The organism is Amycolatopsis cihanbeyliensis (assembly GCF_006715045.1).
Taxonomy (GTDB): domain Bacteria; phylum Actinomycetota; class Actinomycetes; order Mycobacteriales; family Pseudonocardiaceae; genus Amycolatopsis; species Amycolatopsis cihanbeyliensis.
Map to the genome: position 1 here is coordinate 5601229 of NZ_VFML01000001.1, position 18802 is coordinate 5620030.

General features: G+C 69.9%; 15 protein-coding genes and 1 pseudogene. 9 read left to right on the forward strand and 7 right to left on the reverse strand.

From position 1 onward, the window contains the following. The first annotated feature begins 23 nt into the window (after positions 1-23). The 6 genes and pseudogenes from FB471_RS34645 to FB471_RS25575 form a co-directional block, all read left to right on the forward strand. Entirely contained in the window at positions 24-1871 is a 1848-nt protein-coding gene (locus FB471_RS34645) for a metallophosphoesterase (RefSeq protein ID WP_211358139.1), read from the forward strand. Between the two features lie 50 nt (positions 1872-1921). Continuing rightward, the gene (locus FB471_RS25555) at positions 1922-3163 is read left to right on the forward strand and encodes an MFS transporter (RefSeq protein ID WP_142000882.1); all 1242 of its coding nucleotides are present in this window, start codon (positions 1922-1924) and stop codon (positions 3161-3163) included. Beyond that, positions 3160-4101: a TolB family protein gene (locus FB471_RS25560; protein WP_211358140.1), complete on the forward strand. Its 942-nt coding sequence runs from the start codon at positions 3160-3162 to the stop codon at positions 4099-4101. The genes FB471_RS25555 and FB471_RS25560 overlap by 4 nt, the downstream gene beginning before the upstream one ends. A 113-nt stretch (positions 4102-4214) precedes the next feature. Beyond that, positions 4215-5966, forward strand: a complete 1752-nt coding sequence (locus FB471_RS25565) for a hypothetical protein (RefSeq protein WP_142000883.1) — start codon at positions 4215-4217, stop codon at positions 5964-5966. Between the two features lie 215 nt (positions 5967-6181). Further along, positions 6182-6730 carry a DUF1062 domain-containing protein gene (locus FB471_RS25570; RefSeq protein ID WP_142000884.1) on the forward strand — a complete coding sequence of 183 codons (549 nt, stop codon included), beginning with the start codon at positions 6182-6184 and terminating at the stop codon, positions 6728-6730. 97 nt (positions 6731-6827) lie between these two features. Further along, a pseudogene (locus FB471_RS25575) lies at positions 6828-7130 on the forward strand (VOC family protein); the annotation flags it as partial. On the opposite strand, the gene FB471_RS25580 reads toward FB471_RS25575, so the two are convergent. Further along, a complete protein-coding gene (locus FB471_RS25580; protein WP_342779471.1) occupies positions 7099-8055 on the reverse strand; it encodes an AraC family transcriptional regulator in 957 nt (318 codons plus the stop codon). The pseudogene FB471_RS25575 and the gene FB471_RS25580 sit on opposite strands and share 32 nt — an antisense overlap. 73 nt (positions 8056-8128) lie before the next feature. Between FB471_RS25580 and FB471_RS25585 the strand changes: the two genes are divergently transcribed. Further along, positions 8129-9202 carry an oxidoreductase gene (locus tag FB471_RS25585; protein ID WP_142000886.1) on the forward strand — a complete coding sequence of 358 codons (1074 nt, stop codon included), beginning with the start codon at positions 8129-8131 and terminating at the stop codon, positions 9200-9202. An 8-nt stretch (positions 9203-9210) separates the two neighbouring features. Here the strand turns inward: FB471_RS25585 and FB471_RS25590 are convergent, their stop codons facing one another. The 5 genes from FB471_RS25590 to FB471_RS25610 form a co-directional block, all read right to left on the reverse strand. After that, positions 9211-10461 (reverse strand): HNH endonuclease signature motif containing protein, encoded by a 1251-nt coding sequence (locus tag FB471_RS25590; RefSeq protein ID WP_170220939.1) that lies wholly within the window; start codon positions 10459-10461, stop codon positions 9211-9213. Between the two features lie 169 nt (positions 10462-10630). After that, positions 10631-12115: a sensor histidine kinase gene (locus FB471_RS25595; protein ID WP_246076585.1), complete on the reverse strand. Its 1485-nt coding sequence runs from the start codon at positions 12113-12115 to the stop codon at positions 10631-10633. Next, a complete protein-coding gene (locus tag FB471_RS25600; protein ID WP_142000888.1) occupies positions 12112-12801 on the reverse strand; it encodes a response regulator transcription factor in 690 nt (229 codons plus the stop codon). The genes FB471_RS25595 and FB471_RS25600 overlap by 4 nt, the downstream gene beginning before the upstream one ends. A 19-nt stretch (positions 12802-12820) precedes the next feature. Continuing rightward, a complete protein-coding gene (locus tag FB471_RS25605; RefSeq protein WP_211358141.1) occupies positions 12821-14416 on the reverse strand; it encodes an AMP-binding protein in 1596 nt (531 codons plus the stop codon). Continuing rightward, positions 14413-15297 carry an SDR family NAD(P)-dependent oxidoreductase gene (locus FB471_RS25610; RefSeq protein WP_246076586.1) on the reverse strand — a complete coding sequence of 295 codons (885 nt, stop codon included), beginning with the start codon at positions 15295-15297 and terminating at the stop codon, positions 14413-14415. The genes FB471_RS25605 and FB471_RS25610 overlap by 4 nt, the downstream gene beginning before the upstream one ends. Positions 15298-15401: 104 nt before the next feature. Here FB471_RS25610 and FB471_RS25615 point away from each other — a divergent pair, with 104 nt between their 5' ends. Both FB471_RS25615 and FB471_RS25620 read left to right on the forward strand, forming a co-directional pair. After that, on the forward strand, positions 15402-16028 hold the full coding sequence (locus tag FB471_RS25615; RefSeq protein ID WP_142000891.1) for a TetR/AcrR family transcriptional regulator: 627 nt from the start codon (positions 15402-15404) through the stop codon (positions 16026-16028). A 4-nt stretch (positions 16029-16032) separates the two neighbouring features. Further along, positions 16033-17484, forward strand: coding sequence for a pyridoxal-dependent decarboxylase (locus tag FB471_RS25620; protein WP_142002476.1), 1452 nt, complete (start codon positions 16033-16035; stop codon positions 17482-17484). On the opposite strand, the gene mgtE is transcribed toward FB471_RS25620, so the two are convergent. Further along, positions 17453-18784, reverse strand: a complete 1332-nt coding sequence (gene mgtE, locus FB471_RS25625; RefSeq protein WP_142000892.1) for a magnesium transporter — start codon at positions 18782-18784, stop codon at positions 17453-17455. The two genes, FB471_RS25620 and mgtE, sit on opposite strands and share 32 nt — an antisense overlap. Between the last annotated feature and the right edge of the window lie 18 nt (positions 18785-18802).

Consider the following 18802-nt stretch of genomic DNA (forward strand, 5'->3'; position numbering starts at 1 on the left):
TCCCCACCATCGGAAGGTTCGAGATGCGAAGCAGACGAACGATCGGCAGTCGCATGGTGCTCGTCGCCACGAGCACCATCGGTCTCCTCGCGATGACCGCCTCGGCCGGTGCGTGGCCATCCGAATCCCCGCCGCGCGCGGAGCCACCCGCACCGGCCGGGCAGGCAGCGGAGGCCACAAAGAACACAGCGAACACGGTGAACACGGCGAACACCGTGACCGTGGCCGCGGTGGGGGACATCTGCGGCTCGGCCTGTAACCAGACCGACGACGTGGTCGCCGGGATGGGCGCGGACGCCGTGATCACCGCGGGGGACAACGCCTACAACTCGGGCACCCGAAGCGAGTTCGACTACAACTACGATCCGTACTGGGGCAGGTTCAACGATATCGTCCATCCCTCGCCGGGAAACCACGAGTACTACTCCGACGCGGTGGGATACGACGACTACTACCGGGACAACGGTGTCCACATCGGCGATCGCGGCGAGTACTACTACAGCTTCGACCTCGGCGAATGGCATATCGTCTCGCTGAACTCCAATATCGACGCACGCTCCGGCAGCGCGCAGGAACGCTGGTTGCGCCAGGACCTCGAGCGCAACACCAAACCGTGCACCATGGCGTACTGGCACCATCCCCGGTTCTCCACCGGTGGCCACGGCGACAGCAGCAGGATGTCGGACGTGTACGAGGCGCTGACCGACTACCGGGCCGATGTGGTGGTCTCCGGGCACGACCACTCCTACGAGCGATTCGCCCCGGCGACAGTCGACGGCACCGAGGACGCCGAGAACGGGCTGCGGCAGTTCGTGATCGGCACCGGGGGCCGTGGACTCTACTCCGGCCGATCCTCTTCGGACGGACCATCGGAGGTGTTCGAGAACGACACCTTCGGGGTAGGAAGGTTCGAGCTCTCCGCGACCGGTTACTCCTTCACCTTCGAGCCGGTCTCCGGGCGTGACTTCACCGACCGGGTGAGCGGGGAGTGCCACAACGCGAACCAGGGGCCGGACTTCGGGCTCAGCACCGACCCGGCGGCGGTCTCCGTGCGGCGGGACGCCCGCGTCGCCAGCACGGTGTCGGTGGCCGCGAGCGGCGGCTTCGGCTCGGCCGTGGACCTGGCGGTCTCCGGGCTTCCGGACGGGGTGACCGGTGCCTTCGAACCATCCACAGTGACCCCGCCGGCCGGCGGAACCGCCGAGTCCCGACTCACGCTGGCCGCATCGGCCACGGCTCCTGTCGGCGAGTACACCGCGACCGTCACCGGCACCTCAGGAGAGCTGCGGCGATCGGCCGAGCTGCGGATCTCGGTGCGGCCGGGCGGGGAGGTCGTCTTCGCCGACGACTTCGAGTCCGACCGGGGCTGGCGGGCCGATCCGGCAGGGACGGACACTGCCAGCACCGGCCACTGGGAGCGTGGCATCCCCGAGCAGACCAGATCGGACTACAGCGGCCAGCTCAAGCAGCTCGGCAGCGCCGCGAGCGGGTGGGACTGCCTGTCCACCGGAAGGCGAGCCGGTTTCGACTACGGCGAGCATGACGTGGACGACGGCACCACCTCGATCGCTTCTCCGGCCATCACCCTGCCCGCCGGGGCACCGGCGCTGACCTTCGCCTACAGCGTGGGACACGGAGACAACTCCACCAGCGAGGATCATCTCCGGCTCTCGATCCGTGAAGGCGGCACCGTAACCACGGTGTTCGAGCGGGAAGGTGCCCCTGCCGAGGTGGAGGCGGGCTGGCAGCGGGCCACGGTGGACCTCTCCGCGTTCGCCGGCCGCGAGGTCGGCCTGCTGTTCGAGGCCGCGGATGCCGCCACGCCCAGCCTGTTCGAGGCGCAGGTCGACGACATCGAGATCCGGAACTGAACCAGCACCGGCCGGCGGGACCTCCCGCCGGCCGGTCTCGGAGGTGCCCCGTGTACCTGTCCACCACCCGAGCCGGCGCGGCCGCGCCGGCCACGCCCACCACCGGTCCCGGCCGGGGCCGCGTGCCGGGAACCGTTCTCGCCCTCGGCATGGTCAGCTTCGTCACCGACATCTCCGCCGAGATGGTGACCGCCGTGCTGCCGATGTACCTGATGTACGGCATCGGGCTCGGCTACCTGCAGCTCGGCCTGCTGGACGGCCTCTATACCGGGGCGAGTGCCCTGCTCCGGCTTGGCGGGGGCTATGTCGCCGACCGGTTCTCCCGGGCCAAGGCGGTCGCGGTCACCGGTTACGGGCTCTCCGCGCTGACCAAGCTCGCCCTGCCACTGGCCGGTACCTCGATGGCCGGTATCGGCCTCGCGGTCGGCGTCGACCGCGCGGGCAAGGGCATTCGCACGGCGCCACGGGACGCGCTGATCACGTTGAGCACCCCGGCGGACGGCCTCGGCAGGGCCTTCGGGGTGCACCGCACGATGGACACCGCCGGGGCGTTACTCGGCCCGATCGTCGCCTTCGGGCTGCTTGCTGCGGTCCTCGGCGGATACGACCTGGTGTTCGGGGCCAGTTTCGGGTTCGCCGTGATCGGCGTGCTCATCCTGGTGTTCTTCGTGCGCAGGCCCGCGCCGGTGAGCGGGGCGCGGCGCGGGACCCTGCGGGCCGGGCTCACCGCGCTCGCCCGGCCGCGGCTGCGCCGCACCTGCTTTGCCGCCGGGCTGCTGGGCTTGGTGACCGTCGGCGACATGTTCCTCTATCTCGCCATTCAACAGCGGATCGGGCTCGCGCCCACGGTCCTCCCGCTGCTGCCGCTGGGCACGGCCGTGACCTTCATGCTCGCCGCCACCCCCGCGGGCAGGCTCGCCGATCGCGTCGGTCGATGGCGGCTGTTCCTGGGCGGTCACGTCCTGCTGCTCGGCGGGTATCTCGTCCTGGTCGGACCGTTCGGCGGATGGCCGGCCGCGCTTGCCGTGCTCGGACTACACGGCCTGTTCTACGCGGCGACCGACGGGGTACTGATGGCCTTGGCCGGGCAGCTGGTCCCGGCGGAGGTTCGCGCGACCGGCCTGGCCGTGGTGCAGACCGTCCAGGCCGTGGCGCGGGCGGGCGGCGCCGTGCTGTTCGGGATCATGGCCCAGCTCACCGCGCCCACGACCGCCTTCGGGTTCCTCGCGGCGGCTCTGTGCGTGGCGATCGCGGTCGCGGCCCCGCTCGGCGCGAGGGGGAGGGACCGATGAGGACACCGCGCGGGCGAGTCCTGCTCGGCGGGACGCTGATCGGCATGGTGCTCGCGCTCATGGCGGGCTACGTGGTGTGGCGTGGCGCCGGCGGTGACGCGGGGGCGCGGGCCGGCAACCTGGATCTGCACCGCACCGGCACCCTGCTGCACGTCAAGGCCGGCGGCGGGGTAGTACAGTCCACTATGGATGGAACATGGCTCGGTGCGGGGCCGCACTGCGTCCGGGCCTACGCGGCGGGCGGAACCCTGGCCTGCCTGCGCGGGCTGGGTCGGCGGTTCTCCGCCGAACTCGAGGTCTACGGCAGCGGTGGACACAGCGAGCTGACGCTGCCGCTGTGGGGGATACCCAGCAGGGTGCGGGTCTCCGCTTCCGGGAACCTGGTGGGGTGGACGGTGTTCCGGGAAGGCGACTCCTACCTGGCGAACGGCGCCTACTCCACCACCGCGGGGATCTACGACCTGCGCAGCGGCGCCCACTACGGGTCGCTGGAGGATTTCCAGCCCCTGCTCGACGGCAGCCCGTACCGGCGGCAGGACGTCAACTACTGGGGCGTCACCTTCGCCGAGGACGACCGCACCTTCTACGCCACCATGTCCTCGGCAGGCAGTACCTGGCTGATGCGGGGTGACCTGGCAACCAGGACGCTCACCGCGCTCCGCCGAAATGTCGAGTGCCCCTCGCTGTCCCCGGACGGGACCCGTATCGCCTACAAGAAGCGCAACGGGCAGCGGTGGCGGCTGCACGTGCTGGACCTGGCGACCGGCGCGGACACCGCGCTGGCCGAGCCGGACCACGTGGATGACCAGCCCGCATGGCTGGACCCGCACACCATCGCCTACACCAAGCCGGGCCCCGCCGTGTTCGCCGTGCCCGCCGACGGCGGCGGCGCGCCGCGTAGGCTCACCGCGGGCGCCTCGCCGTCCCCGGTGCGCTGACCAGCGCGTACAGGTTTGTCGAAGGATCGTCACATCCTCGTCGCGAGCGCCCCGTAGCGTGACCGCGGATCCGATTGGAGCATCGTTCGCAGCCAAGAGGGGGAGCGGGGTACATGACGACAACCGTGGCCGAGGGCCGGCCGACCTTCCGGCGGCGGGTGCGGGCAGGAGAAGCGCCCGCGCCCGGCCCGGGGTACGCGAGTCGGCTGCTGCCCTTCCTGTCGGTACTGGCCGGTACGGCGGCGATCGGCTGGCACGCCACCCGGTACGGGAACTGGATCATCGACGACGCCGGGATCACCTTCGCCTACGCGCGCAGCGTCGCCGAGGGGCTCGGCCCGGTGGTGCAGCTCGGCGCCGTGCCGGTGGAGGGTTTCTCCAACCCGTCCTGGATGCTGCTGCTGGCGGCGGGGCGCCTGCTCGGGCTGTTCGACCACGGAACCCTGTTCGGCGTCCCGGACTACGTCCTGTTCCCGAAGGGCCTGGCCCTGCTGTGCTGCGCCGGGATCCTGGTCCTCTGTTATCGCGCCGCCGCGATGGTCACCCGGCGGCCCTGGCTCGCCACGCTGGCGATCGGCGCGGCGCTCGCGAGTATCCCTTCGTTCGTCATCTGGTGTTTCTCCGGCCTTTCGAACTCGCTGTTCGCGCTGACCGTTACCGGGCTGGCCGTGCTGCTCTTCCGGGCGGTACTGCACCACCGGCTGCTGTTCGGCCGGATCGCGGTGGGCGCGGGGCTGCTCGCCGCGCTGGCCGCACTCACCCGCCCGGAAGGGCTGATCTACGCCGGGGTGTACCCGCTGGCCGCGCTGATCGGCCTGCGCCGTTACACGATCGGCCCGGTGCTCGGCAGGGCAGCGCTGTCCACCGTGGCGTTCCTGCTCCCGGTCGGTACCTACTTCTGCTGGCGCTACCTCGAGTTCGGCCGGTTGGTCGCCAACCCCGCGGTGGCCAAGGAACAGGACATGCCGGTCGTCGAGGATCTGACCAGGCCGGGTGCGCTGGTCGGCTACGCCGGTGCCCTCGCCGTGCTCGCGGTGGCGGTGGCCATCGGCATGGTGCTCGCCCGCCGCGTGTGGTGGCGGCCCGCGCTGCTCGCCTTGCTGGTGCCGCTGGGCCTTGCCTTGCTTGCCTTCGCCGTGCTGCGGGCCGACTGGATGGCACAGTTTCGCTTCGCCACGCCGGTATGGGTGCTGAGCGCGCTGGTCGGCACGCTCGCCGTCGCCGAGGTGCTGCGCGGTGTCGGTCGCCACGCCAGGGTGCTCGGGGCCACCGGCCTGGCCGCGGTGCTGCTCCCGTCGGCCGTGTCCTTCGAGGCGGCGGCGAGCGAGTTCCGCGACAGCCCGAACATCTCGATGTGTTTCGTGGCCGACCGGATGGGGCGCGGGTTCAACGCCTACGCGGACATGCTGGAGCTGAAGCAGGGCTCGTTGCTCCTGCCCGATCTCGGCGGCTCCGCGATGACCAGCAGGCTGCACCTGGTGGATATGGCCGGGCTGGTGAGCGCCCGGATCGCGGACTACATGGCGTCCGGTGACCGCCAGGGCAAGCGGGACTACATCTTCGATGAGGTGAAGCCCACCTTCATCCACTCGCATGCCCCGTGGAGCGCGGCCAACGGAATTCCCTCGGACCCGCGGATGGAGCGGGACTACTACCAGATCTTCGAGTACAGCTATCCCGGACCGCCCAACGGCGACTGGGTGCGCAAGGACGTCGTCCCGGATCGGCAGACACTGGAACGGCTGCGCCGGTACGCGAACACGACGCTGACGGAGGTGGACCGCAGGTCGTTCGCCAGGGAATGGCCGCGTCGAGAGTGCGGCGACACCCTGCACCCCGGTCAGACGCAGGTCAACCAACACTAGGCCGGTCCGGCGGATGGAACCTGGCGGGGCGGCGCCCGAAAACCAGTGGAGCGGCGCCGCTGCCTGCCATTACCATGCTGCCGGACCAAGTTGTCTAGTCAAGGACGTGCCGTTGTACACCAAGTGAGACTTCCCGAGCGCTGATTTGTCGTGCGTCGCGCATGTGCGTCGCGCTCCTTTTGCTGCGGATTTCTCACTGAACTGGGTGTACTTCTGTGCTCAATAACTGGATGGTCATTCCCATTTGCCTGCCGCTCGTTCGCCGTCGTTGCCATACGTGCACGTCCGAGCGCTTCCGGGCGAGCGGTAAATTTCGCGTCAACGCGAACCAAAAACTCATCGACGCCTGGCTCCTCGCGCGCTGTACCGCTTGCGGGGAAACTGCAAAACTTACGTTCCTGGAGCGGATGAATGTACGCTCCATACAACCTGAGCTGCTGGACCGGCTGCATGACAACGATCCTGGCCTGACAGCTGAGCTGCTCCAGGATCCGGCCTTGCAGCGCCGTAATCGCATCGCCCTCGACTGGGACAACGCCTGGCGCCTGGACACCGGCGGATCGGATCACCTGGACCACGAGGTGATCGACGTCTCGGTCCGCTTTGTGGCGCGGATCCCTGTCCGGCCGGTGCGACTGATCGCTGAAGGTTGTGGTCTTTCGCGGGCCGAGGTAGAAAGACTGATCATGGAGGGAAATCTCGTTTCGGCGGTCCGGCTGAGTGGCAAGCTTTCCGGAGACTTCACCTTCACGCTCAAGCGCTGAGCCCTCCTCGGGACCCCAGGGCCTTGTCCGGCAAGAGGTGGACGCGGCTACCGTGGCCGCACCAAAACGAAGGAGGTCCAGCGTGACGATCCAGCGGATGGACAACGTCCGGCAGGACATCGCCATGCTGCGGACTCCGGACGGTCATGGAAAGGTAGAGCTGGCGAAGTTCCACCGGCCGAAGTCGATCAGCCCCGAGCCGCAGGATGTGCCAGCGAACACGCTGGGTATTCGTCGCATCATGTTCGCGGTCGACGACATCGAGGACGTCCTTGCCCGCCTGCGTACCCACGGCGCCGAACTCGTGGGTGAGCTGGAGCAGTACGAGAACCTCTATCGGCCCTGCTACGTCCGCGGTCCCGAGGGCATCATCGTCGGACTCGCCGAGCAGCTCGGCTGACGCGAGCTCGCGGAGTTGACGTTCGTCGCCAGGCTCCCGGTGGTACACCTTCGCGATGCTGGAAAGCACGGCTCAGCGCCTGGCCCGTCTGGTATCCGACTTCGAGGGCAACCTCGTGCACGCTCATCGTTGTTTCGCGCAGAAGTCGCTTCGCCCGATACATCCGCCAGGTCGCGAGGTAGCCCAGGGGCGTGTCACCGGCTGTCGCTCGGAACGTGGCCGCGAAGGACGACCGGGACATGTCCGCGATGTGCGCGAGCTCGCCGAGCGTCCATGGGTGGGCGAGGTCGGCGTGTAGCGCCCGCATCGCGGTGGCCAGCCGCGGCTCCCGCAGCGCGGCGAGCCACCCGATCGAGCCGCTACCCACCTCGGCGAAGCAGGCGCGTAGAGCTTGAACGAACAGCACCTCGGAGAGTCGGCTGGTGACGAAACCGGCGGCGGGCTCCCCGGCCATCGTCTCCTGGGCGATCAGGTTGAAGGTGGTCTGCAGCAGCCGTCCAGTGGCTACGTCGAGGCTGATCCGGGTCAGTGGCGGCAGGAGCGCGAACAGCGCATCGGCGGCGACGGCGTCGACGGTGAACCGGCTGGAGACGATCTCCGTGAGTTCGCCGTTACCGCCCGCGATGGCCGGGACCTCCGGATCCCCGGAGATGTCCTCGCAGTCGACGAGCTCGCGTCCGAGGGTGTCCTGCAGCTCGAAGGTCGCCCCGGCTCGGACGAGGAAGCAGTCCTGGTCCGTGAGGCGTCGCGGTTCATTCAACCCCGCTCCGGTAAGCCAACATGACCCTTGCGAGACAAGGATCAGTCTGGCGAGATGTCGCGAGGGGAACGCGATCCCCCACGGAGCGCGCGCTGCGATACGGACGTAGTGGGAGTCCTCGATCGTCATCGTCCCGAGCAGATCGTCAATGGGTTCCACCCGCACCTCCTGGACGATCGGACACGAAATGCGGACTCAATGATACGCCGCGTCCAGCGATCGCGCCTACGCTTGGGCTATGACCGTGGCAACCTCAGCGGCGTGGACTCCGCTGCGTCTACGAGAGCTGTCGGTGCCCAATCGCGTGTGGCTTTCGCCAATGTGCCAGTACTCTGCGGACGACTCGGGAGTGCCGACCGACTGGCATCTCATCCACTACGGGGCTCGGGCGATCGGGGGCGTGGGCATGGTGATGGTCGAGTGCACCGGCGTGGCCCCCGACATGCGCACCACCGCGCAGGACCTTGGGCTGTGGAGCGAGGAGCAGGTAGCCGGTCATCAACGGCTCACATCCACCATCCGCTCCCTGGGGTCAGTGCCAGCGGTCCAGATCGGAGCCGCGGGCCGCAAGAGCTCGCACGGGGTGCCGTGGGACAACAGCGGGACTCGAAGCCCGGTGGGTCGCGAGAATGGCGGGTGGCAGCCGCTCGCGCCCTCACCGATCGCGTTCGCCAGCCTGGCGGTACCGACCGAGATGACCACGCTGGACGGCACGAGGGTACTCGAGGACATCAGCCGAGCCGCCCGCAATGCCCATCGTGCTGGTTATGAGGCACTGGAGCTACACGGGGCCAGTGGCTACCTGTTCCACGAGTTCCTGTCCCCACTGTCCAATCTGCGTACCGACGGATGGGGAGGAAGTCTCGAGGGGCGGATGCGGTTCCCGCTGGAGATGGTCACCGCTGCCAGGACCCTTTGGCCCGATGACAAACCACTGATCGTGCGACTGCCTGTCTCGGATCTGATCGAAGGTGGCCTGACGGTCGAGGAAGCGACTGCCGTCGCCGCCCGGCTTGGCATGGTTGGCGTAGACATGATCGACCTCGCTTCGGGCGTGTTGACACCGGAGGCGCCCCGACCCGCCGAGCCGCTGCATAATGCCCGATACGGGCCGCAGCTGCGCACGGCGGGCGTCCCGGTGGCGGCGTCGGGTGTGATCCGCGAGGCCGACCACCTTGACGAGGCGATCCCCGACCTGGTGGACACGGTGTTGATCGGACGACCGATGCTGCGCGACCCCTACTGGGCACTGCGGATCCGGGATACCGATCCACGCGAATCCTGGCCCAAGCAGTACCACCGCGCTTTTTGAGGAACACTTCATACGTCCTCCTTTCCTTGGCGGTGTAAAAGGTTGCGCCTGGGTCTTCGCTCCGGATCCAGAAAGGCGGGTGGGATGAACTCGGGGAGTCCGTTGCGCATCCGTACCTGCCATTCGGTGTGGTGGATGAGGTTGTGGTGGAAGAGACATAGCAGCGCGAGGTTGTACAGCGCTGTCGGCCCACCCTCAGCCCAGTAGATCACGTGGTGCGCGTCGCATTGCTGGGGTTTTCTCCGGCAGCCCGGAAACGCGCATCCCTTGTCGCGCAGGATCAACGCCCGCCGGATCGCGAGGGGGACGGTGCGGCGTTTCTGCCCGATGTCCAGGATCTCGCCCCTACTACCCAGCACCGCGGGTACCACATACGAGTCGCAGGCCATCCGCCGGATCTGGGCCGCCGAATACGACTCCTGCCCCTGCAGCAGCCCATACCCCGTGCCGTGCTTCAGATCCTCCAGGGTGATCGAGACCATGACGGTGAACGGCTCCCCCGCCTCGGTCGGCCCCTCCTCCGGACACCCGGCGGCCACCCGCAGTACCTCGGCGAACGCGTCCCCCTGCCGCTGGTACTTACTCCGCCGGTCCGGTGCCTCTTTCGTGCTGCGGGGTGTCGCCCGCGGCTCCACCAGCCCGGTCAGCAGGGCGGCGGTTTCGGCGTCCAGGTCAAAGTTTCCTCGGATCCGGCCACCGCGGGTGGTGCGCCAGTCCAGTACCCGATCAGGTTGGACCAGCTCCTCCTCGGTGGGTGGGGTGCCGTCCTGGTCCAGCCGGGCCAGGATCTCTTTACTCAACGTTCCCACGGTGTGCGGTTCGTACTCCCGCGCCGCTTTGGTCAGCAGGGCTTCGGCGTGGTCGCGGTCGTCCAGGTGGATTGGCTGCGGGAACTTCGCCACGGTCGCCCGGATCACTTCCACGTGCTCGGGCCCGATCGCCCCTTCTGCCAGGGCCGTACCCACTTCGGGCAGGTCGGGCTCCAGCGGGGTGCCGGTGGGCCCGTGCCGGGCCACCAGTGCCCGGGCGTGGGCCACCCGCTGGCGGGCGTCGTGCGGGTTGACCCGCAGGATTTCCCGCGCCAGGGCGGCCACATCCCGATACCCCTTGCGGGAGGCGGTGTTGCGGCCGTCCAGCTCGGCCAGCACCGCCAACTCCCGGGCGTAGAGAACTCGCCGCTGCTGTTCGATCTCGCCCAGCGCGGCCAGCAGTTCCTCCTCGCCCATGCGGGAGGTGTCCATCCCATCGGTCCTGGTCACAACCCCAGAATACCGCAGCGTCGACCACCAGTTCGAACACGATCGAGTGATTATCGAGAGCGCGGCCAGGTCGAGGAACTGCGTGCGGCAGGTAGCGGTTGCGGTGGATCGCCCCGGAATCGGCGCCGAGAAATGTACCCGTGCCCGCCCTGGTCCCACGAGAAGATCCTTAGCCAGCATCCTCGGCCGGCCGGTCCTGGGCATGCCGGGGCAGGGCCAGGGTGAACACAGCTCCGTCCATATTGGTCACCTCGATCCGCCCGCCGTGCGCTGCCACGTTCTCCTTGACAATGGCCAGCCCGAGCCCGCTGCCCTCGGTGGCCCTGCGGGACCGGTCACCGCGGACGAAGCGGTCGAACAAGATGGGCATCAGCTCCTCCGGAATCCCCGGCCCTGAGTCGGCGACGCGGACGGTCACCAGGTCGAACCGGGTTCCGTCGATGGTCACGGTGATCGGCGCCGCACCGTGCCGCACACTGTTGGCGAGCAGGTTGCAGGCGATGGTGTGCAGTCGCCGCGGGTCGGCGGTCACGGTCACGTCCCCCTCCGCCGCCAGCCGCACCTCCGCCTCGCCGGTGCTCACCTCGATGGCCTCCCGTACCAGCGCCGCCAGGTCGACCCGCTCGGGTCGCAGTTCGGCGGCCCCGGCATCGAAGCGGGAGATCTCCAGCAGGTCCTCGACCAGTTTGGCCAGCCGCCGGGCCTGGGTGCCGAGCAGGTGCGCGGAGCGGGCGCGGGACTGCGGGTCGGCGTGCTCGAGGCTGTCGGCCGCCGCCACCACGGACGCCACCGGGGTGCGCAGGTCGTGCGCCACATCGGCGACGAACCGCCGCTGCTGGTTGTCCTTGGCCTTCAGCTCCTCGATGGACTCGCTGAGCCTGCGGGCCATCGTGTTGAACGAGCTGGTCAGGTCCGCGAGCTCGTCCCGGCCCCGTACCGGTAGCCGGATGTCCAGGTCGCCGTCGCCCAGTTCGCGTGCGGCCGCGGCCACCCGGCGCACCGGCCGCTGGATGCGGGCCGCGGCGATCACCGCCGCGACCACCCCCAGCGCCGCTACCACCAGCGCGATCATCGTCAGGATGTCCTGCAACCGGTCGAGCTCGGCCCGCATCGGCCCCAGGTTGTAGTACTCCACGAGCGCCAGGCGGGGCGCCAGCCAGCCGGCGATCACCTGCACCGGGACACCGCCATCGGTCTCCATGGTGGTCGACGGCTGTGGCTGCGTACCCAGATAGGCCTCGTCGAGCATCCAGGAAGGCGGGTGCGGGATCGCCCCGATCGCCGACGGCCGCAACCAGGTGCTGCTGGCAACCATCGTGGCCGGCGGGCCATGCCCTTCCGCGGGCCGGGGCGAGCCGTGGTAGGCGAAGACGCCCCAGTCGACCCCCTGCCTGCCGCGCATGTAGTCGACCACCCGCTCGACCCGGTTGTGCGGCTGCCCGGCTACGGCGTCCACCCGCGCCCTGGCCTGGGCGATGTCGGAGGAGAAGCCCGCGTTCGCGGCATTGTCGAACCGGTCCTTCGTGGTGTTCGCCTGTAGCTGGTAGGCGCCCAAGGCCATCCCGGTCGTGGCCATGGTCGTGATCAGGATCACCACCATGGCGATCCGGGTGCGCAGCCCGAGATACGGCAGGCGGGGAGGGCGCCAGCTCACGGGCGCACCAGGCGGTACCCGAGCCCGCGCGCGGTGCGCAGCAGCGCCGGGTTACCCGGGTCGTCCTCGATCTTCGCCCGCAGCCGTGCGACGGCGGCGTCCACGATCCGCGAATCGCCCACGTAGCCGTAGTCCCACACCCGCTTGAGCAGCGTCTGCCTGCTCAACACCTGCCCGGGATGCTCGGCGAACTCCATCAGCAGCCGCAGCTCGGTCGCCGTGAGGTCGAGCTCAGCGCCCTCCTTGGTCGCCACCATGGCAGCCGGGTCGATCTCCAGGGTGCCGATTCGCACGGTGGGCTCACTCGGTGCGGGCGTATGCGAGGACCTGCGCAGGACGGCCTTCATCCTGGCGTCGATCACCCGCGGCTCGGTGGGTTTGACCACGTAGTCATCGGCCCCGCCCTCCAGGCCCACCACGATGTCGATCGGGTCGCCCCGCGCGGTCAGCAGGATCACCGGCACCATGCTGCGGGCCCGGATACGGCGGCACACCTCGAACCCGTCGATCCCGGGCAGCATCACGTCCAGCAGCACCACATCGGTACCCGCGCCGGAGCCGAACAGCGCCTCCAGCGCTCGCTCCCCATCGGACGCCACGTCGACCTGGTGTCCCAGCCCGCCAAGGGCCAGCGAGAAGGCCTCGGCCAGCGCATCGTCGTCCTCTACCAGCAGTACTCGTGGCATCCCGGCCACGATAGCGCGATCATGCGCGGGGCAGCTCCCGCCGCAGCAGCTTGCCGGTCGGGTTGCGTGGTAGCTGGTCGAGAAACACCACCGCGCGGGGAACCTTGTACCTGGCCAGGTTGTCCCGCACGTGTTGGCGCAGTTCCTCCTCGGTCGGCGCGTGGCCCGGTTCGGCGACCACGTAGGCGACCAGGCGCTGCCCGAACTCCTCGTCCGCGACCCCCAGCACGGCGGCGTCGCCGACCTGCTGGTGCCGGGACAGCACGTCCTCGACCTCCTGCGGGTACACGTTCTCCCCACCGGAGACGATCATGTCGTCGGCCCTGCCGTCGATGTACAGTCTGCCCTCGCGGTCGAAATGTCCCCGGTCCCCTGTGCTCATCAGCCCGCGCACGGTGCCCTTGCTCCCGCCGCCGGTGTAGCCGCCGAACACCTGCCTGCCGCCGACGTGCACCGTCCCGATCTCCCCTTCGGGTACCTGCTTGCCGTGCTCGTCCAGGATCGCCACCGGGACGCCGAGGGTCGGCCTGCCTACGGTGGCCGGTGCGGCCCGCAGGTCCGCCGGACCGGCGATGGCCGCGATCCCGATCTCGCTGGAGCCGTAGCCGTTGCACAGCACCTCGCCGAGTTCGTCCAGCGCCCTGGTGGCCAGCGCGGGCGGGAGCGGAGCCGCTCCGGACAGCACGCAGCGCAGGCCGGCCGGCAGGGTAGGGTCGCGGTCTTCCCTCGGCAGCGCGAGGATGCGGTGCAGCATCGCCGGAACCACGGCAAGGCAACGGATCCGGTGCTCGCCGAGCGCGGCCACCGTGGCCGCCGCGTCGAACTTCCTGCGCAGCACGATGGGGGAGCGCAGGAAGGCGGCGAGGCCGAACATGGCGAAACCGAAGCCGTGGAACAGCGGGGGCGCCACCAGCACCGGGTCCCCGAGGCGCAGCCCGCCACGGTCCAGGATGGTGGCCAGCGGTCCGGCGAACGCGAGCGCGTCCGCGCTGCGCGGTGCCCCCTTCGGCGTACCGGTGGTTCCGGAGGTCAGCAGGGTGATCCGGCCCTGCCCGCGGGGCCGGGGCGGCCGCGGACCCGTGAGGGCGTCCAGGGTCGGCTCGCCGGGATCGCCCTCGTGCCAGGCGAGCACGGTACGCACGCCGTCCAGCAGCGGCAGGTACTCCTCGTCGGCGATCACCACATCGGGCCGGTGCCGCTCCAGCACCGTGCGCAGTTGCGGCCCGGAGAACTCGGTGTTCAGCAGCACCACGTCGGCGCCGAGCCGCGCGGCGGCCACGGTCGCGAGCACGAAACCACGGTGGTTGCGGCAGAGCACGCCGACCGTGGAGCCGGAGCCGAGGCCGTACTCGGTGCGCAGGGCCCCGGCGATCGCGGTGGTGCGCTCGCGCAGTTGCGCGTAGCTGAGCGGGCCGCGCTCATCGATCACGGCGGGGGTGTCCGGGGCGTGTACCGCGGCCAGCGCGGTGATCGTGGCCAGCGAGGCCCCGGAATCGAGATAGGCCCGCAGTGCGGGCAGCAGGTGGCCGGGCCGGGTGGCGGTGAGCACGCCCGCGCGGCCGATCGCGGTGGCGGTCCGCGCCAGCAGTCCCGCGTCGGCCAGCAGCCGGTTCACCGGGCCGATCCTTTCTCGCCGCGCCGGAAGACGGTGCCCAGCATCGTCTCGATCGGTCTACTGAGGAGGGTGTTGCCCACCGAGACGGCAGGGGACCACCACGGGGTGATCGACCTGGGTTTGCGCACGATCGCGTCGCACACCAGCCGGGCGGCGTCCTGCGGGGTGAGCCCCGGAAGCCTGCTCAGGGACGGGGTCGGCGCGCTCATCCTGGTGTGTACGAGTCCCATGTAGACATTGCTGGCGGTGACGCCGTCGCCGCGCACCTCCAGTGCCATGCTGCGCATCCACACCTCGAACGCGGTCTTGGACGCGAGGTAGGCACTCCACCCCGGTGCCACCGGGAACGGGCGAACTCCCTGGGTGGACACGTTGACGATATGCCCGCGGCCGCGGGCCCGCATGGCAGGCAGCAGCCCCATGGTGAGCCGTACCGGACCGAGGTAGTTCACGTCGATGGTGCGCTCGAAGTCCTGTGGCCGGTCGTAGGACCGGGCCAGTGAGCGGCGGATCGACTTGCCCGCGTTGTTCACCAGCACGTCGACCTGCCCGTGCTCGTCGATCAGCCGCTTGACCAACGTGTCCACCTCGGTGGGCTCGGTCAGATCGGTGGGATAGGCATGGGCGGTGCCGCCCTCGGCGTTGATCGCGTCCGCGACCGCCTGCAGCGGTTCACTCGATCGGGCGGCAATCAGCACGGTGGCTCCGGCCGCGCCGAGCCTGCGGGCGGTGGCCTCGCCGATCCCGAAGGAGGCGCCGGTGACCAGCACCGTGCGGCCGCCGACGGCGTCGCGCAGCTTGTTCTGGCTGGTCCGGCCGTAGCCGTGGATCAGAAGGCCGAGGTTGCGCCAGGCGCGCGCCCGGAGTGAGTGCGTTGCCACCATTGCCTCCACTGCCCTCCGCGTCCAGCAAGTCGGATAATGATAATATCTGAATGCTAACGTAATCCGGATAGTACTGGCTGTCAACGTTTACGATCGGGACCATGTCGAGACTGACCCGCGCCGAGAGCCAGGCTCGCACCCGCGACTCCCTGGTCGCGACCGCGCGCGAGCTGTTCCTGCGGGACGGGTACAGCGCCACCTCGCTGGCGAAGGTGGCCGATGAGGCCGGGTTCTCCACCGGCGCCGTGTACTCCAACTTCCAGGGCAAGAGCGCACTCGCGCTGGTGGTGCTGGACCAGATCCACGCCGAGCAGCTGGACGAGGTCCGGGCGATCTTCCTCGGCGACCGCCCGGTCGAGGACAAGCTGGCGGCCTTCGAGAAGTGGGCGAACACCGCGATGAGCAGCGGCTGGCCGCGACTGGAGCTGGAGTTCGCGCTGGAGGCCCGGCAGGAGCCGGAGCTGGTGAACGCGCTGGCCAACCGCGAGCGCGTGGCCGTGGAGCTGATCGCGGAGTCCTTCGAGCGGCAGCTACACGGCCTCGGGCTTACCGGGCTGCTGCCGGCGAAGGCACTGGCCGGCGCCGTGGTCAGCCTCGGTATCGGCATCGCGATCCAGCGTCTCGTCGACCCGAAGGTCTCGGTCAGCGGGATCATCGACCTGCTGCGCGCGGCGTGGCAGGTGGCCGGCAGGGGAGGGCCTGGAACGGGAGGGCACAGCGGTGAGTGAGCACATGACGCCGGAGGAGTTCCGCGCGCACGGCAAGCGCGTGGTGGACTGGATCGCCGACTACCTCACCCGGGTCGAGTCCTATCCGGTGCGCTCGCCCTCCCGGCCCGGCGAGGTGCGGGCGGCGCTGCCAGGGCACCCGCCCGAGCACGGTGAGCCCTTCGACGCCGTGCTGGCCGACCTGGAGCACACGATCCTGCCCGGGGTCACGCACTGGCAGCACCCGAGCTTCTTCGCCTACTTCCCGTGCAGTTCCTCCGGTCCCGGCATCCTCGGCGACCTGCTTTCCGCCGGGCTGGGCGTGCAGGGCATGGTCTGGGCCACCAGCCCCGCGTGCACCGAGTTGGAGACCGTCGTGGTGGACTGGCTCGCCGAACTCCTCGGCCTGCCGACAGGTTTCCGCACCGACTCGGCGGGCGGCGGGGTGATCCAGGACTCCGCGTCCAGCGCGAGCCTGGTCGCCCTGCTGGCCGCCCTGCACCGGGCGAGCGGTGGCAAGATCGCCACCGAGGGGATCACCGGGCGGTACACGGTCTACGTCTCCTCGCAGACCCATTCCTCGCTGGAGAAGGCGGGCCGGATCGTCGGCATCGGCTCGAACAACGTGCGGGTGGTCGAGGCCGACCCGGACACGCTGGCGATGGACCCGGCGCAGCTGCGCGCGCTGATCGGCGCGGACGTGGCCGCCGGTGCGGTGCCCGCGATGGTCTGCGCCACCGTGGGAACCACCTCGACCACCGCGATCGACCCGGTGGCCGCGCTGGGCGAGGTGTGCCGGGAGTACGGGGCGTGGCTGCATGTGGACGCCGCCTACGCGGGGGTGGCGGCGGTCTGCCCCGAGCTGCGCTGGATCAACGAGGGGGTGCACGAGTACGCCGACTCCTACGTGACCAACCCGCACAAGTGGCTGCTGACCAACTTCGACTGCACCGTGCTCTGGCTGGCCGACCGGGAACCGATGATCGACGCGCTCGCCATCCTCCCGGAGTACCTGCGCAACTCGGCGACCGAGTCCGGCGAGGTGATCGACTACCGGGACTGGCAGGTACCGCTGGGTCGTAGGTTCCGCGCGCTCAAGCTGTGGTCGGTGCTGCGCTGGTACGGCGCGGAGGGGTTGCGCGCGCACATCCGGCGCGGGGTCGCGCTGGCCGCCGAGTTCGCCGACCTGGTCCGCGCCGACGCCGACTTCGCGTTGCTGGAACACCACCCGCTCGGTCTGGTGTGCTTCCGCCCGCGCTGGCCGGGACTGTCCGATGCGGACGCCGGCGCGGCGACGATGGCGGTGCTGGAGCGGCTGAACGACTCCGGCGAGCTGTACCTGAGCCACACCAAGGTACGCGGCGAGGTGTGGCTGCGGCTGGCCATCGGCGGGCCGGCCACCGAGCGCGGGCACGTGCTGGACGCACTCGCGGCGATCCGCCGGTTCACACGTGCAGTACGAGATGGGCGATCGTGAAGTAGATGATCAACCCGGTGGCGTCCACCAGGGTGGTGACCAGCGGCGCGGAGATCACGGCGGGGTCGATGCGCAGGCGCTTGGCCAGCAGCGGCATGGTCGAGCCGATCATGGCGGCCCAGGCGCAGATCAGCACCAGGGAGAGCGCGACCGTGGTCGCCACCGGCACGCTCACCAGCAGCGAGCCCACCACGAAGCCCACGGCGGCCAGCATCGCCCCGAGCAGCAGCCCCACCCGGCACTCCCGCCAGGCGACCCGCAGCACGTCCCCGCTGCGCACCTCGCCGACGGCCAGCGCGCGCACCGCGGAGGTGGCCGCCTGCGCGCCCGCGTTCCCCCCGGTGCCCACGAGTAGTGGGATGAACAGCGCCAGCGCGGTGACCTCGGCCAGCGTGGCCTCGAAGAACTGCAGCACGTTCACGGTCAGCGTCGCGGCCACGATGAGCAGCAGCAACCAGATCGCCCGGGACCTGGCGAGTTGCGCGACGCCCGCGGACATGTAGTGCCCGCTCCACGGCTGCGCGGCGGACTGGCGGGCGATGTCCTCGGTGTCGGCCGCCTCGATCACCTCGATCGCGTCGTCGACGGTGAGCAACCCGACCACCCGGTCCTCGTTGTCCACCACCGGCAGCGCCAGCAGGTTGGTCTCCTGTAGCAGGCGGGCCGCGCCCTCCACGTCGTCCACCGCGCGCACGGTGGGGCTGTCGGCGTCGGTCAGCTCGGCGACCGGGGTGTCCTGGTCGCTCAGTACCAGGTCCCGCAGCCGCATCCGGCCGAGGTAGCGGCGCTCGTCGTCCACCACCGGCAAGGTGTAGATCGTCTCCGCGTCCGCCCCCTTGGCCCGCACCACCCGCAGTGCCTCGCCCGCGGTGAGCACATGGCGGATCGCCACGGTCTCCGGGCTCATGTACCGGCCGACCGAGTTGTCCGGGTAGCCGAGCAGCTCGGCGGTCATCCGCTGCTCCGGCGCGCTCAGCCCGGTCAGCACCCGGTGCGCGAACTTCGCCGGTGCCTCGCCGAGCAGCCGGGCCCGGTCGTCCGGGTCCATCCGCTCGACCAGCTCGCGGAAGGCACTGTCCCGCAACCCGGAGAGCAGTTTCTGCTGGGTCGGCGGGTCGAGCTCCTCGAACGCCTCCAGCGCCCGGTTCTTGCCCAGCAATCGCAGCAGCAGCGCCGCACCGACCGGATCGGCGCGGGCCATCTCGTCGGCGATCTCGTGCGGTGGGTGTTCCGCCAGCCATAGCTGCAGCCCGGCGATGTCGTTCTCCTCCAGCAGCTGCGGCAGGACCTCGACCGCCATGCGACTCCCTCCCGATGG

Excerpts from the sequence above, each read along its gene's own strand:
- FB471_RS25620 (WP_142002476.1), top strand. The coding sequence starts at position 16,033 with ATGACGCCGGAGGAGTTCCGCGCGCACGGCAAGCGCGTGGTGGACTGG.
- mgtE (WP_142000892.1), bottom strand. The coding sequence starts at position 18,784 with ATGGCGGTCGAGGTCCTGCCGCAGCTGCTGGAGGAGAACGACATCGCC.
- FB471_RS25585 (WP_142000886.1), top strand. The coding sequence starts at position 8,129 with ATGACCGTGGCAACCTCAGCGGCGTGGACTCCGCTGCGTCTACGAGAG.
- FB471_RS34645 (WP_211358139.1), top strand. The coding sequence starts at position 24 with ATGCGAAGCAGACGAACGATCGGCAGTCGCATGGTGCTCGTCGCCACG.
- FB471_RS25600 (WP_142000888.1), bottom strand. The coding sequence starts at position 12,801 with ATGCCACGAGTACTGCTGGTAGAGGACGACGATGCGCTGGCCGAGGCC.
- FB471_RS25615 (WP_142000891.1), top strand. The coding sequence starts at position 15,402 with ATGTCGAGACTGACCCGCGCCGAGAGCCAGGCTCGCACCCGCGACTCC.
- FB471_RS25560 (WP_211358140.1), top strand. The coding sequence starts at position 3,160 with ATGAGGACACCGCGCGGGCGAGTCCTGCTCGGCGGGACGCTGATCGGC.
- FB471_RS25565 (WP_142000883.1), top strand. The coding sequence starts at position 4,215 with ATGACGACAACCGTGGCCGAGGGCCGGCCGACCTTCCGGCGGCGGGTG.